Origin of the sequence: Streptomyces violaceoruber (assembly GCF_033406955.1) — a bacterium.
Taxonomy (GTDB): domain Bacteria; phylum Actinomycetota; class Actinomycetes; order Streptomycetales; family Streptomycetaceae; genus Streptomyces; species Streptomyces violaceoruber.
Genome location: NZ_CP137734.1, coordinates 3,239,575 through 3,253,266, shown reverse-complemented (window position 1 = coordinate 3,253,266; position 13,692 = coordinate 3,239,575). Strand labels below are relative to the sequence as shown.

Annotated in this window: 11 protein-coding genes; 7 read left to right on the top strand and 4 right to left on the bottom strand. The window is 73.4% G+C overall.

Translation table 11 applies throughout. The annotated features are described in order from the left end of the window. The first annotated feature begins 72 nt into the window (after positions 1-72). Both R2E43_RS14200 and R2E43_RS14195 read left to right on the top strand, forming a co-directional pair. Positions 73-735, top strand: a complete 663-nt coding sequence (locus tag R2E43_RS14200) for an RNA polymerase sigma factor (RefSeq protein WP_003974105.1) — start codon at positions 73-75, stop codon at positions 733-735. Then, complete coding sequence (locus R2E43_RS14195) at positions 735-1,907, top strand: hypothetical protein (RefSeq protein WP_332056248.1); 1,173 nt, start codon at positions 735-737, stop codon at positions 1,905-1,907. Before R2E43_RS14200 ends, R2E43_RS14195 begins: the two co-directional genes overlap by 1 nt. Before the next feature lie 242 nt (positions 1,908-2,149). On the opposite strand, the gene R2E43_RS14190 is transcribed toward R2E43_RS14195, so the two are convergent. Continuing rightward, positions 2,150-2,995 carry a L,D-transpeptidase family protein gene (locus tag R2E43_RS14190; protein ID WP_016327105.1) on the bottom strand — a complete coding sequence of 282 codons (846 nt, stop codon included), beginning with the start codon at positions 2,993-2,995 and terminating at the stop codon, positions 2,150-2,152. 261 nt (positions 2,996-3,256) lie between these two features. Here R2E43_RS14190 and R2E43_RS14185 point away from each other — a divergent pair, with 261 nt between their 5' ends. After that, the gene (locus R2E43_RS14185; protein ID WP_003974103.1) at positions 3,257-4,837 is read left to right on the top strand and encodes an acyl-CoA mutase large subunit family protein; all 1,581 of its coding nucleotides are present in this window, start codon (positions 3,257-3,259) and stop codon (positions 4,835-4,837) included. A gap of 19 nt (positions 4,838-4,856) precedes the next feature. On the opposite strand, the gene R2E43_RS14180 is transcribed toward R2E43_RS14185, so the two are convergent. Then, positions 4,857-6,308: an FAD-dependent oxidoreductase gene (locus R2E43_RS14180; RefSeq protein WP_106518306.1), complete on the bottom strand. Its 1,452-nt coding sequence runs from the start codon at positions 6,306-6,308 to the stop codon at positions 4,857-4,859. 72 nt (positions 6,309-6,380) lie between these two features. On the opposite strand from R2E43_RS14180, the gene R2E43_RS14175 reads away from it, so the two are divergent. Beyond that, the gene (locus tag R2E43_RS14175) at positions 6,381-7,031 is read left to right on the top strand and encodes a TetR/AcrR family transcriptional regulator (RefSeq protein WP_003974101.1); all 651 of its coding nucleotides are present in this window, start codon (positions 6,381-6,383) and stop codon (positions 7,029-7,031) included. Here the strand turns inward: R2E43_RS14175 and R2E43_RS14170 are convergent. Both R2E43_RS14170 and R2E43_RS14165 read right to left on the bottom strand, forming a co-directional pair. Next, positions 7,016-8,032, bottom strand: coding sequence for a class I SAM-dependent methyltransferase (locus tag R2E43_RS14170; protein ID WP_106518307.1), 1,017 nt, complete (start codon positions 8,030-8,032; stop codon positions 7,016-7,018). The genes R2E43_RS14175 and R2E43_RS14170 overlap by 16 nt on opposite strands. A gap of 111 nt (positions 8,033-8,143) precedes the next feature. Next, on the bottom strand, positions 8,144-9,082 hold the full coding sequence (locus R2E43_RS14165) for a class I SAM-dependent methyltransferase (RefSeq protein WP_319710175.1): 939 nt from the start codon (positions 9,080-9,082) through the stop codon (positions 8,144-8,146). Between the two features lie 369 nt (positions 9,083-9,451). Between R2E43_RS14165 and R2E43_RS14160 the strand changes: the two genes are divergently transcribed. Genes R2E43_RS14160 through R2E43_RS14150 form a run of 3 tightly spaced genes read left to right on the top strand, consistent with a single transcriptional unit; the run spans position 9,452 to position 13,672 of the window. Beyond that, positions 9,452-12,256 carry a YfhO family protein gene (locus R2E43_RS14160; protein WP_332056247.1) on the top strand — a complete coding sequence of 935 codons (2,805 nt, stop codon included), beginning with the start codon at positions 9,452-9,454 and terminating at the stop codon, positions 12,254-12,256. Positions 12,257-12,275: 19 nt separating this feature from the next. Then, positions 12,276-13,226 (top strand): glycosyltransferase family 2 protein, encoded by a 951-nt coding sequence (locus tag R2E43_RS14155; RefSeq protein ID WP_003974097.1) that lies wholly within the window; start codon positions 12,276-12,278, stop codon positions 13,224-13,226. Then, positions 13,226-13,672, top strand: coding sequence for a GtrA family protein (locus R2E43_RS14150; protein ID WP_003974096.1), 447 nt, complete (start codon positions 13,226-13,228; stop codon positions 13,670-13,672). Before R2E43_RS14155 ends, R2E43_RS14150 begins: the two co-directional genes overlap by 1 nt. Positions 13,673-13,692 lie beyond the last annotated feature (20 nt).

Sequence of the window (13,692 nt, the reverse complement as noted above, 5' to 3'; positions counted from 1 at the left end):
CGATGAGGAACCACGACGGCGAGGACCGCGTCCGCGAGAGCGGCGCCGGCTCAGGCGCAGAAAGGCTTCTCGGTGCTGGGGGACGACGCGGAGCTGACCGCCGCGGTGCGTGCGGCACAGGACGGGGACGAGACCGCGTTCCGGACCGTGTACCGCGCCGTGCAGCCGCGCCTGCTGGGATACGTGCGCACGCTCGTCGGCGATCCCGACGCCGAGGACGTGGCCTCCGAGGCATGGCTCCAGATAGCCCGTGACCTGGAACGGTTCGACGGCGACGCCGACCGCTTCCGCGGCTGGGCCGCCCGCATCGCCCGCAACCGCGCGCTGGACCACATCCGCATGCGCGGTCGCCGGCCGGTGATCGGCGGCGACGAGACGGAGCTGACGGGCCGGCCCGCGGAGTCCGACACCGCGGGTGAGGCCATGGAGGCACTGGCCACCGGCAGCACCCTCTCCCTCATCGCCCGGCTGCCCCAGGACCAGGCCGAGGCGGTCGTCCTGCGCGTGGTGATGGGCCTCGACGCCAAGAGCGCCGCCGAGACCCTGGGCAAACGGCCGGGCGCCGTCCGCACGGCGGCGCACCGCGGCCTGAAGCGCCTGGCCGAACTGCTCGGCGGCGATCCGGAATCCGGCGGCGGGCTCGACGCCCTGCCGCCGCAGCGAGAACCGCACGGCCGTGCGGTGACGTCCGCGAGTGTGACGCATACGCGTGCGCGGACGCAGAAGGACATGTGATGGCCGACGAGCAGGACAAGTGGCTGGACCGCGAAACGGCGGAGTTCCTGCTGCGCGGAGAGCCACTGGAAGGTGCCGACCCCGCGGTTCGCGACCGGGCCGAACGACTCCTCGCGGCCCTGGGCGCGCTCGCCCCGCCGGTGCCGGCCGGCGAGGAACTCCCCGGCGAGGCCGCCGCGTTGGCGGCCTTCCGCAAAGTACGAGCCGAGCAGGCCGACGCGTCGGCCGGGGTCTCGGCCGCCGTCGGGCACGGTGCCGCGGACCGGCTCTCCGGCGCCGGTCCCGTCCGCGTCGGCTCGCGCGGCGAGGGCGCCCGGCGGCCGCGCCGGGGCCGCCCGCTGCGACTCGGGCTGGCCGCCGCGCTGACCGTCGGCATGATCGGCGGCGTGGCGGCCGCGGCCGGAACCGGAGTGCTGCCGACGCCGTTCGACCGCACCGAACCGGAACCCGCCGCCACCGTCTCGGCCGCGGCCTCCCCCGGCCGTCCGCTCGCCCCGCCCTCGCCGCTGGACGGCGTGCAGGGCGGGTCGGTGCCGGGTGCCACCCCGGGTGCGCCCGAGGGGGGCACCGCGCGGGACGGCGGCGAAGCCCAGGACCGCGGTGCCGACGACCGGAACCCCGGCGGCTCCGACGGCCGGCGGTCGAGCCTCGCCGCGTCCTGCCGGAAGGTGCGCGCCGGCAAGGAACTCGACACCGCCCACCGGCACGCGCTGAAGGAGGCGGCCGGGGGAGCCTCGCGGGTCGGGAAGTACTGCGGCGCCCTCCTCGCCGGAACCGGCACCGGCGGCCGGGACGACACCGGCCGGGCCACCCCCGGAGGGCCGGTCCGGGAGGGCGAGCTCCGCGGGGACACCGGCGACGGCGACGGCCAGGGCGAGAAGAGCGACGCCGGCGGCAAGGGCGGCAAGGACGGCAAGGACGGCAAGAGCGACGAGGGCGAAGGCAAGGGCAACGGCAAGGGCAACGGGCAGGGCAAGGACAAAGGCAAGGGCCAGGGCAAGGGCGACGACGACGGCAACGGCGGCGACGAGGACGACGCCGACATAGCCCCGCCCCGGCGCGGTCCCCACCACCCCGCTCGCCCCCACCACCCCGACCGGGCCCACGGCCCGCACACCTCCCCGGCCCACCGGCCCCAGCCGCAGCACACCGGCGCGCTCCACGCCGCCTAACTAGCCCACTCGATCCCCTCTGACCTGCGCTTTCGTGGGCGGCGGGGATTTTTCTCGCCGGGGGTGTGACACTTTCGGCCGCCGTGACGCAGTAATGAGTGAGCCGACTGGTCATCGGCTTTCGCACTGAGCCGGGGTTCCCCCCGTACCTGCGGCTCGTGCACCTCGGCGCGGGCGGGACACGTTCCCCCGGTCCCGCCCGCGCCCCATTCGCCGCCCGGCGGTCGTGCCGCCGCACCGCCTCACCGGTACACGACGACCTTGTCGCCGGTCTTCACCTGCGCGTACAGATCCGCGATCGCCGCCTCGTCCCGCACGTTGACGCAGCCGTGCGAGGCACCCGCGTAGCCGCGGGCCGCGAAGTCGTAGGAGTAGTGCACGGCCTGGCCGCCGCTGAAGAACATGGCGTACGGCATGGCCGAGTCGTAGAGCGTCGAGACGTGGTGGCGGGACTTCCAGTAGACCTGGAAGACACCCTCCCGGGTCGGGGTGTACTGCGACCCGAAGCGCACGGACATCGTGGACACGGTCCGCCCGTCGATCATCCAGCGCAGCGTGCGGCTCGACTTGCTGACGCACAGCACCCGGCCGCTCGTGCAGCGCGGGTCGGGCGCGGCGGCGGGCTGGCCGCCCATCAGGTACAGGTCCCACTTGCCCGGCTCGTGCGACATTCCGAGCAGCCGCTGCCAGGTGACGGTGTCCGTCCGCCCGGTCCGCGGCAGCCCGCGCTTGCCCTGGAAACCGCTGACCGCGCGCTCGGTCAGGTCGTCGTACGTCCCGGTCGGCCCGTCCACGAGCCACTCCACCTGGCGCAGCCGGGCCTGCAGCTCGCGGACGTCCCGGCCGGTGTCGCCCCGCTTCCACAGCACCCTGGCCGCCGCCGGGGCGGCCGGCGGCGCACTCGACGGCCGGTGCCGGTCCGGGGCCGGCGTGCTCTTCGGCGGGTGGCCGGTGACCTCTATGCGCACCGGCGCGCGGCCCCTGCCGTCGGGCCCCGTGCCCTGCACGGTGCAGCCGCCCGCCACCAGTACGGCCCCCAGCGCGACGGCGACCACCCGCCCCGTGCTCCCCATGCCCGTCATACGCATCACGGCCCCCCGTCGTCTCACGGCCCCGCACGGACGTCCCCAGAAATGTTCCCCGGGATGACGCGCCGCGAACGGCACGGCATCGTTGTGACCGGGCCCGCTCCGGGGCTGTGAGGAAGGTCCCAGGGTGCGCCTCTCCACCGGGCGCACGCGCGCGGATACAGTCCGTCGAAGGATCGGCCCGTACCGGCGGGTAGATGACGGGTAGATGACGGGTAGTTCGATGAGGTCGAACATGTGCTCAGCGGGAGGCATCACACCATGACGCGCGAGTCCGAGTCCGGGCTGCCCATCGAACCGGTCTACGGGCCCGAAGCCCTGGCGGACTGGGAGGCGGCCGAGAAGCTGGGCGAGCCCGGGAAGTACCCGTTCACCCGGGGCGTGTACCCGTCCATGTACACCGGCCGGCCGTGGACGATGCGCCAGTACGCCGGTTTCGGCACGGCGACGGAGTCCAACGCCCGCTACAAGCAGCTGATCGCCAACGGCACCATGGGCCTGTCGGTCGCCTTCGACCTGCCCACCCAGATGGGCCACGACTCCGACGCGCCGATCGCGAGCGGCGAGGTCGGCAAGGTCGGCGTCGCCATCGACTCCATCGACGACATGCGCGTGCTGTTCGGCGGGATCCCGCTGGACAAGGTCTCCACGTCGATGACGATCAACGCCCCGGCCTCGCTGCTGCTCCTGCTCTACCAACTCGTCGCCGAGGAGCAGGGCGTGAGCGCCGACAAGCTCACCGGCACGATCCAGAACGACGTGCTGAAGGAGTACATCGCGCGCGGGACGTACATCTTCCCGCCGAAGCCGTCGCTGCGCCTGATCGCGGACATCTTCAAGTACTGCCGGGCCGAGATCCCGAAGTGGAATACGATCTCGATCTCCGGCTACCACATGGCCGAGGCCGGTGCCTCGCCCGCGCAGGAGATCGCCTTCACCCTCGCGGACGGCATCGAGTACGTGCGCACCGCGGTCGCGGCCGGCATGGACGTCGACGACTTCGCGCCCCGCCTCTCCTTCTTCTTCGTGGCCCGCACGACGATCCTGGAGGAGGTCGCCAAGTTCCGCGCGGCCCGCCGGATCTGGGCCCGGGTGATGAAGGAGGAGTTCGGCGCGAAGAACCCCAAGTCGCTGATGCTGCGCTTCCACACCCAGACCGCGGGCGTGCAGCTGACCGCCCAGCAGCCCGAGGTGAACCTGGTGCGCGTCGCCGTGCAGGGCCTCGGCGCGGTCCTCGGCGGCACGCAGTCGCTGCACACCAACTCCTTCGACGAGGCCATCGCGCTGCCCACCGACAAGTCGGCGCGCCTCGCCCTGCGCACCCAGCAGGTGCTCGCCTACGAGACGGACGTGACGGCGACCGTCGACCCCTTCGCCGGCTCCTACGTCGTGGAGAAGATGACCGACGACGTCGAGGCGGCGGCGCTGGAGCTGATGGGCAAGGTCGAGGACCTCGGCGGCGCGGTCAACGCCATCGAGCACGGCTTCCAGAAGAGCGAGATCGAGCGCTCCGCCTACCGCATCGCCCAGGAGACCGACTCCGGCGAGCGGGTCGTGGTCGGCGTCAACCGCTACCAGCTCGACGAGGAGGAGCCCTACGAGCCGCTCCGCGTCGACCCGGCCATCGAGGCCCAGCAGGCCGACCGGCTGGCCGCGCTCCGCGCGGAGCGCGACCAGACGGCGGTGGACTCGGCCCTGGCGGCCCTGAAGAAGGCGGCCGAGGGCGAGGACAACGTCCTGTACCCGATGAAGGACGCGCTGCGGGCGCGCGCGACGGTCGGCGAGGTGTGCAACGCGCTGCGGGAGGTCTGGGGGACCTACGTCCCTTCGGACGCGTTCTGACGGCGGCCTGGCCGGGGGGTCAGGCGCCCAGCCCGAACCGGCCCAGGTAGGCGCCGAGGCCGTCCGGCGTGTCCCCGGCCCACCCCACGTACCCGTCCGGCCGGACGAGGAACAGCCCCGCCCCGTACGCCCCGTGGGCGCCCCCGCGCACCACCGGCACCGCGGCGCCCACGCCGCCGCCGGGCGCGTCGACGCCCAGCGCCAGCAGCGTCCAGTGCGGCCCGCGGAAGGCGTCGAAGAGCCGTACGCCGTCCACCCGGCCGTCGGGTGCGCGGTCCCCGGCCCGTACCGCCTCCTCGCCGACGGCGCCCCGCGTCTCCACCGTCAGCGACGAGTCCCGGTACCCGATCCCCAGCTGCCGGGTCGCGCCGCCGCGCCGTACCTCGCCGCGGTGGACGGCGGTCGACAGGTCGAGCATCTGCGCGGCGATCGGGCGCCGTTCCTCCTCGTAGCTGTCCAGGAGCGCGGCCGGGGCGTCGCCCTTCAGCACCGCGCCCAGCTTCCAGCCCAGGTTGTAGGCGTCCTGGACGCTGGTGTTCAGCCCCTGGCCGCCCGCGGGGGAGTGCACGTGCGCCGCGTCGCCGGCGAGGAAGACCCGGCCGTCGCGGAAACGGTCGGCCAGGGCCGCCCGCGGCCGGAAGTCGGAGACCCAGCGGACCTCGGTCACGTCCTCGGCGGCGATGTGCGAGCGCTCCGCGACGACCTTGCGGACGCCGTCCGCGGAGGTGTCCAGGTCCGCGCCCTCCGGGAACCGCGCCATCACCTGGAAGTCCTCGGTGCCGGCCAGGGGGCAGACGGCGAGCAGGTCGACGCCGTCGCCCGGCGGGAAGACGTGCCAGTTGTCGCGGTCCAGGCCGCTGATCCGGACGTCCGCCACCAGCGTCGGGCTCGGGTCCACGGTCTCGCCGGTCATGCCGATGCCCAGCGCGCGGCGCACCGCCGACCGGCCGCCGTCCGCCGCGACCAGGTAGCGGGCGCGCACCGTCCCGCCCGAGGAGAGGTGCGCGGTGACGCCCTCCGCGTCCTGCGCGACACCGACGACCTCGTGGCGGAAGGCGACCCTGCCGCCCAGTTCCGCGAGCCGCGCCGCCAGGATCTCCTGCGTGCGCCACTGCGGCACCATCCACGCCCTGTTGTACGGCGAGTCCTCGCTCGGCTCGGCCGGGTCGAACATGTGGTGCTCGCCGACCCGCTCGCCGTTCCGCCAGATCATGCCGATCGGGTAGGGGCCGCCCACCGCGTGGAGCGCGTCGACGACGCCGAGGTCGTCGAAGACCTCCATGGTGCGGGGTTGGAAGCCCTTGCCCCGCGAGCCCGGGAACAGCTCCCCGGCGCCCTCCAGGACCAGCGCGTGCACGCCGCGCCGGGCCAGCTCGACACCGAGGGTGAGCCCGGTGGGGCCGGCGCCGACGATCAGTACGTCCGTGTCCGGCACATCCGTGCCCGCGACATGCGTATCCGTGACATTCACGGCAACTCTCCTTAACGTCGTTAAGTCCCGTCTGGGTCCGAGGATGGACTTATCGCCGTTAAGCTGTCAAGCGTGAGTACGGAACGACGCGCCCCCCTCGACCGCCGACGGGTCGCGGACACGGCGCTGAAACTGCTGAACGAGGTCGGCCTCGACGGCCTGACCCTGCGCGCCATCGCCAGGGAGCTGGACGTGAAGGCGCCCGCCCTGTACTGGCACTTCAAGGACAAGCAGGCCCTGCTCGACGAGATGGCCACCGAGATGTACCGGCGCATGATCGCCGGGACCCCCCTGGACCCGGCCGACACCTGGCGGGAACGGCTGCTCACGGCCAACCGCGGCCTGCGCGCCGCCCTGCTCGCCTACCGCGACGGCGCCAAGGTGTTCAGCGGTTCACGTTTCACCGGCGCGGTGCACGCCGAGTACATGGAGGGAACCCTGCGGCTGTTCACCGCCGCCGGGCTCACCCTCGCGCAGGCGGTCCGGGCGACCACGACGACGTACCTGTTCACCCTCGGCTTCGTCACCGAGGAACAGGGCGTCGAGCCCCTGCCCGGCGAGCGCCGGGAGGGCTTCGACGTGGAGGAACGCGCCCGCCTGCTGGCCGACTACCCCCTGACGGCCGCGGCGGGCGCGGAGATCTTCACGGACTACGACCGGCACTTCGAGGAGTCGCTGGCCCTGGTGATCGAGGGTGTCGCGGCGACCTACGGCCTCGACTGAGCGGCTCCCGCCGCCCGGCCGGCGCCGCCCGCCTTCGCCCGCTGTGCCGCCAGGTACCGGCGTACCGCACGCGTGACGAGCGGCGGCAGCAGGTCCAGGGCGAGCTTGCGGGTGCGGTCCCGTCGGGCCGACGGCCGGGCCGTCCGGGCCGCCGGCGGCGCCGGACGGGGCTGCGGGGCCTGCTCCGGCACCGGTGCGGCGTCCGTCCGGCCCGCCTCGGGGGACGGAACCGGCGCCGGGTGCCGCGAGGACGGCAGCGAGGGCGGCCGCAGCCGCTTGACCTTGGCCCGGGTCCGCACCAGGCGGTGCCCGGCGGCCTGCTCCACGGTCACGGCGATGTCGTCGCGCCCCCGGAACGCCGCGATCAGCTCCTCCCGCACGGGATCCGGGTCGCCCCAGGTGCCGTACAGCTTCTGGCTGCTGAGGCAGACCGGGCGCAGCCCGCGGTTGAGCACTGCCTCCCAGGCCGCGACGGCGACCCCCGGGGTGTGCTCGCTGCGGAAGTCGTCCAGGACGACGATGCCGTCGGGCCCCAGCAGCTCCTTGGCCGCGCCGATGTCGCCCTCGACGTGCTCGTACAGGTGCGAGGCGTCGACGTGGACGAAGCGGCAGCTGCCGGGCGCCACCTCGCCGACGACCGCGGAACTGGGCGCCTGGATGATCGTCGGCAGGGCGTCGTGGAAGGAGAGGTAGTTGCGTTCGAAGGCCTGGCGGGTGAGGGAGGAGTACGACTTCGCCGCCTCCGCGCGGTTGGCCGCGTCCGGCGGCTGAGCCCCGAACAGGTCGCAGACGGTGAGCTTCTCGCCGTCCCGCAGCCGGTGCCCGAGCAGGATCGCGCTCTTGCCCAGGTAGGCGCCCAGTTCCAGCAGGTCGCCGCGGGTGTCCAGCCGCTCCTGCCGCTCCAGGAACCAGGAGAACAGCACCTGGTCGAGCGGCCAGAACCAGCCCGGGACGTCGTTCAGCTCACCGGGGTACTCGTGCGTCTCTTGCGCAGTGGCCATGAGGGGAGCATGCCCCCTGGGTCGCCGAAAGGGAGGGGGTACGCGCGATCCGACGGTCAGAAAATCGCACGAATTGCCCAACGTGTCCGGCCCAGCACACCGCGCAGCCGCTCAGGCCGCCCGCAGATACGCCGAGCGGGCCGCCTTGCCCAGGAACGTGAAACGGGTGCTTCCCTTCAGGCGGTCGTCCAGGGCGTCCTTGATGCCCGGCCAGCTGGGGTCGTCGTAGTCGTCCAGGACGACGATCGCGCCGGGCGCGGCGATCTCCTCGGCCCACTCGAGGTCCTTGGCGACGCCCTCGGCCGAGTGGTCGCCGTCCACCACGATCACGCCGTAGTCGCGGTCCGAGACGGCCGCCCGGGTCTCGGGGTCCTCGGAGAAACCCTGCCGGATGCGTGCCGCCGCGCCCGCCGGACCGGCGAGGGCGAGGTTGGTGCGCACGGCGTGCTCGTCGACCGGCGCCCCCGTGGGGTCCGGGCGCTGGTCGGTGCCGGGCTGGAGCTGCACACCGGCGAACGGGTCGACGATGGTCAGGTTGGGGTTGCGGCCGTCGCGCTCCATCATCCGGACGAGGCCGGCGGAGAACATGCCGTACAGCGTGCCGATCTCCAGGATCTCGTCGTTCGGCGGGTCCAGCAGGGGGATCGTGCCGAGCTTGCCGCAGATGTTCATGGTGCCGCCCGCGATCCGGCCGACGCCCAGCGACTCCAGCGCCACCAGTAGCCGGAAGGCGGCGGCGACGTTGCGCTCCGCCGCGTCGCGGTCGCCCGACAGGGCCGCGACCTCGGCGTACAGGTGCTCCAGGGATGCCTCGCCCACCATGCGGGAGATGCCGCGGCCGCCGGGGCCGAGCAGCAGTTCGACGGTGAGCTGCCGGTGCCTGAGTGCCTCGACGTCACGGACCAGTCGTGCGGTGTCCGCGGTCGCCGGGGCGGCGGAGCGGCGGACCGCCGAGCGGACCTGCCGCTCGATGCGCTGGTCTATGAGGTCGGCGACGGGGCGCAGCAGACGCCGGGAAACCGAGCTGTGGAGCAGGGAACGGCTGTTCATGGAGCAAGAGCCTCTATCCGTCATGGGGGGCGCACGGCAGTGCGTGGAGCACGTGGGAGGTGGCGTAAAGGCTAGCCTAGGGAAAGGACCCCGCATTCCGTCGGAAGACCGTAAGGAAAGGCGGAATTTACCGGTGCTTCATTTCCCGTATACGCGCCGTCTTCCTCTGAAGTGACGGCGTGCGCCGGGAATTGATCGGCTTGCCGGACTCCGCTCGCATTCGGTCATTAATCATTCGTCCATTGTTCACCGGCGATTGCACATCCAGGTAGGAACAGCCCCGGTCTAATCGATCGGACAAGCGCACAGGGAGTGACGTCCCCGCACGAGGCGCTGTACGCGACGAATATGGCTTGGGGCCCGCCGAGAATGAATCGCTCAACCCTGCGCGGCAGACCGCGACAGGCCGCCGCGCTGCTCGCGGCGGCCCTCACCGTCGCCTCGTTCTGCGCGGCCGACGCCGTCGCGCGCAGCTACCCCTTCGGCCCGCGCACCCGGGCTGTCAACGACCTGGGCAACCAGTACGTGCCGTTCCACGCCCATCTGTGGGACCTGCTGCACGGCCGGTCCGACGGCGGCCTGCTCGTCAACTGGCAGTCCGGGTTCGGCTCCAGCTTCCTGCCCGACCTCGGGACCTATCTGAGCAGCCCCTTCGCCCTGCTCGTCGGCGTGTTCCCGAGGGACGAGATCGACCTCGCCGTCTACGTGGTCACCGTCCTGAAGACGGCGTGCGCCGGTGCCGCCATGGCCTGGCTGCTGCTCCGGCTGCGCCCCGGCCGCTGGTGGGCGGCGGGCCTGCTGGGCGCCGCGTACGCGCTGTGCGGCTGGTCGATCGCCGACGCCTCGTACAACCCGATGTGGCTCGACGGCCTCGTCGCCCTGCCCCTGCTGTGCCTGGTCGGCGAGTGGGCGCTCGGCGGACGGCGCCGGCTGCTCGGCGTGCTCGTCGTGGCACTCACCTGGATCGCCAACTTCTACACCGCCTACATGGCCACCCTCGGCGCCGGCCTCTTCCTGCTCCTCCGGCTCTGGCTCTGCGGCCTCCCGCGGCGCCGGGCGCCGGCGGCGGCCGGCCGCGCCGCGGTCACCGTCGCCCTGGGTGTCGGCCTGGCCGCCCCGCTGGTCACGGTCGTCTACTTCGGCACCAAGCACGCCTACCCCGGGCGGGTCACGCACTTCGCGCCGGTCGCCACGGAGGACGTGCTGGCCCGGCTGCTGCCCACGACGTACGGATTCGGCAGCCCGGCGCTCTTCGTCGGCACCACCGCGCTGCTGCTGGCCCTCGCCCTGCCCTTCCACCGGGCCGCCCCCGTGCGGGTGCGCGCCGGGTGGAGCGGGCTGGCCGTCGCGGTCGCGCTGTCGATGCAGTGGACGCCGACCCATCTCGCCTGGCACGCCTTCGCCACCCCCAACGGCAGCCCCTACCGCCAGACGTTCGTCCTGTGCGCCCTGCTGGTGATCGCGGCCTGGCACACGCTGTCCTACGGCGTACCCGCCCCGCGCGCGCTGGGCGCGGCCGGCGGGCTGCTCGCCCTGACGGCCGCCGTCGCGAGCCGGAGCGGCCTGGTGCACTCCTACGCCTGGCCCGTGCTGCTCCTGGCCGTCGCCGGAGCCCTCGGCGGGCTGCTCCTGCTGCGCCGCGCGGACGCCGGGACGGCGGACGCCGCGTCCGGTGCCGGGTCTGGTGCTGCTTCCGGTGCCGGGTCCGGTGCTACTTCCGGTGCCGCGTCCGGTGCGGGGGCCGGTGCCGCCTCCGGTGCGGGGGGAGCGGCCGCGCGCCGCCGCACCGCGCTCGCCGGGCTCGCCGTGGCCCTCCTGGTCGGCGCCCAGCTCGGCGAGACCGCCGCCACCTCCGCCGTGGCCACCCGGCTGCGGCTGAACCACCTGGACGACTACGCGTCCTGGGGGGACCGGCAGCGCAGTCAGACTCAGGCGGTGTCCGGGGCCGACGGCTGGCCCGCCCACCGCACCGACCCGGGCCGCGAACAGACCGTGGGCAACGACCCGATGGTGGTGGGCGGCCAGGGCGCCCAGTACTACAGCAGCCTGACCGCGGACGTCCTCAGCCGCACCCTCACCGCCCTCGGCGACGGCTGGACCTCGCGCGGCCGGAACGTCCAGAGCCTGGACAACGCCGTCACCGACGCGATCTTCTCCGTGGGCGCGCGCGTGCACTCCCCGCCGGACCAGCACCAGCGGTGGAATCCCCGGGACCGCACCCCGGTGACCGTGTCCCGGCAGGACGTACCGCCCCTGGTCACCGTCCGGCCGCCCACCGCTCCCGGCGCCCGCACCGGCGTCGACGCGTTCGGCCCGTCGCCCTACCGCAACCAGGAACTGCTGCTGGGCAGCCGCGTCTACACCGTGCCCGCGCTGACCGTACGCACCGGCGACGGCGAGCAGCCCGAACGGGCGACCGGCGAACGGGCGACCGGCGACCGGGCAGCGGGCGACCGGGCGGCCGACGGCCGGACCGGCACGGTGATCGAGGCCCCCCGCACGAAGGCCGCCGCCGCACGGCGGCCGACGATCGCGGCCCAGTGCCCGGCCGGCAGCGAGGTCTACCTGTGGGCGCCGCACTTCTCCGGCACCGCCCGCCTCACCGACACCCCGGCCCGCCCGCTCACCGGCCGGTTCACCTCCGACGCCGCCAAGATCGCCGCGATGCAGCGGCTCGGCACCGCGCCGCCGTCCGGCCGGGTCCGCGTCGAACTGTCGCCCACCCGGACCGGCACCGTCCCGGACGGCGCGGTCGGCTGCCTGGACACCGCGCGGCTGCGCACCGCCGTCCAGCAGCTCAAGGCCACCGGCGCCGACCAGGTGACCGTCTCCGACGGCACCGTCCGGGCCCAGCTGCCCGCCGGCAGCACGGGCACCGCCGTCCTCGCCGCCCCCCGCATCGCCGGCTGGCGGTGCGCGGCGGACGGGGCCGCGGCCGAGCCCGCCGGGACCTACTACGGGCTGATCGCCGTCCCCCTGGACGGCTCCGCGACCAGCGTCACCTGCACCTTCCACCCGCCCGGCCTGCGGCTGGGCGCGGCCGTCGGGGGCGCCTCGCTCCTGACCCTCGTCCTGCTCGGCACCCTCACCGCCGTCCGCCGACGGCGCTCCGCACACGATCCCGCGCTCCGCCCCGCCACCCGCCCGCGCGAGCGCCTCACCAGCGCCCTCTGACCGCGCCCCGGAGACCCTCATGCTCATATCGATCGTCGCCCCCTGCTACAACGAGGAAGACGTCATAGAACGCTTCCACGCCGCCGTGCAGAAGGTCGCCGACGACCTGCTGCCGCTCGGCCACGACATGGAGTTCGTGTACGTCGACGACGGCAGCCGCGACCGGACCCTCACCCTCCTGGAACAGCTCGCCGAGCACGACCCGCGCGTCCGCTACGTCTCCTTCAGCCGCAACTTCGGCAAGGAGGCCGCCCTCCTCGCCGGTCTGCGCCACGCCTCCGGCGACTCGGTGGTGGTCATGGACGCCGACCTCCAGCACCCGCCGGAGCTGATCGGACGCATGGTCGAGCTGCGCGACGAGGGCTACGACCAGGTCCTCGCCCGGCGCAGCCGGCGCGGCGACCGGTTCACCCGGACCCTCACCGCCCGCCTGTACTACCGGCTGGTCAACCGGCTCGTCGACGTCGAACTCGTCGACGGCGTGGGCGACTTCCGGCTGCTGTCGCGGCGCGTGGTGGACGCGGTGCTGGGCCTGACCGAGTACAACCGCTTCTCCAAGGGCCTGTTCGCGTGGGTCGGCTTCCCCAGCACCACCTTCGAGTACGAGAACGCCGTACGCGAGCACGGCAGCAGCTCCTGGTCCCTGAAGTCCCTGCTCAACTACGGCCTCGACGGCCTGCTGTCGTTCAACAACCGTCCGCTGCGCGCCGCCCTCCACCTCGGCATGGTGCTGCTGACCTGTGCCGGGCTCTACACGGCGTGGATCGTGGGCGCCGCGCTCGTCAACGGCGTGGAGACCCCCGGGTATGTCACCATCATCACCGTCGTCACCGCGCTCGCGGGGGTGCAGATGGTGATGCTGGGCGTCGTCGGGGAGTACACCGGCCGGATTTACTACGAGGTCAAGGGACGTCCGCACTTCCTGGTGAAGGCGACCAACGTGGAACGGACGAAGGACCTCATCCGCTGATGCCCACCGCCCAGACCCGTCCGATGGCGAGGCAGATCGCGACCTTCGCCGTGGTCGGCGTCGTCAACACCGGCCTGTACTACGGTCTCTACCTGCTGCTCCTCACGCGCCTGCCCTATCTCCTCGCGCACGTCCTCGCGTTCCTGCTCAGCATGGTCGGGTCCTTCTTCCTGAACGCCCGCTTCACCTACCGGACCCGGCCCACCTGGCGGAAGTTCCTGCTGTTCCCGCTGACGAACGCCGCCAACTTCGCGATCACCACGGCCGGGGTGTACGTGATCGTCGACGTGCTGCGGGCCGGCAGCCGGTTCGCCCCCCTGCTGGCCTCCGCGGCGGCGATCCCGGTGACCTTCGTGGTCTCCCGCTGGATCATGCTGCCGCACGCGGGGAGGGCGCCCGGGCCCGAAACGGCAAGGGCGTCCGCCGAGGCGGACGCCCTCCGGTGACCGCGGCCCGAACCGGGCCC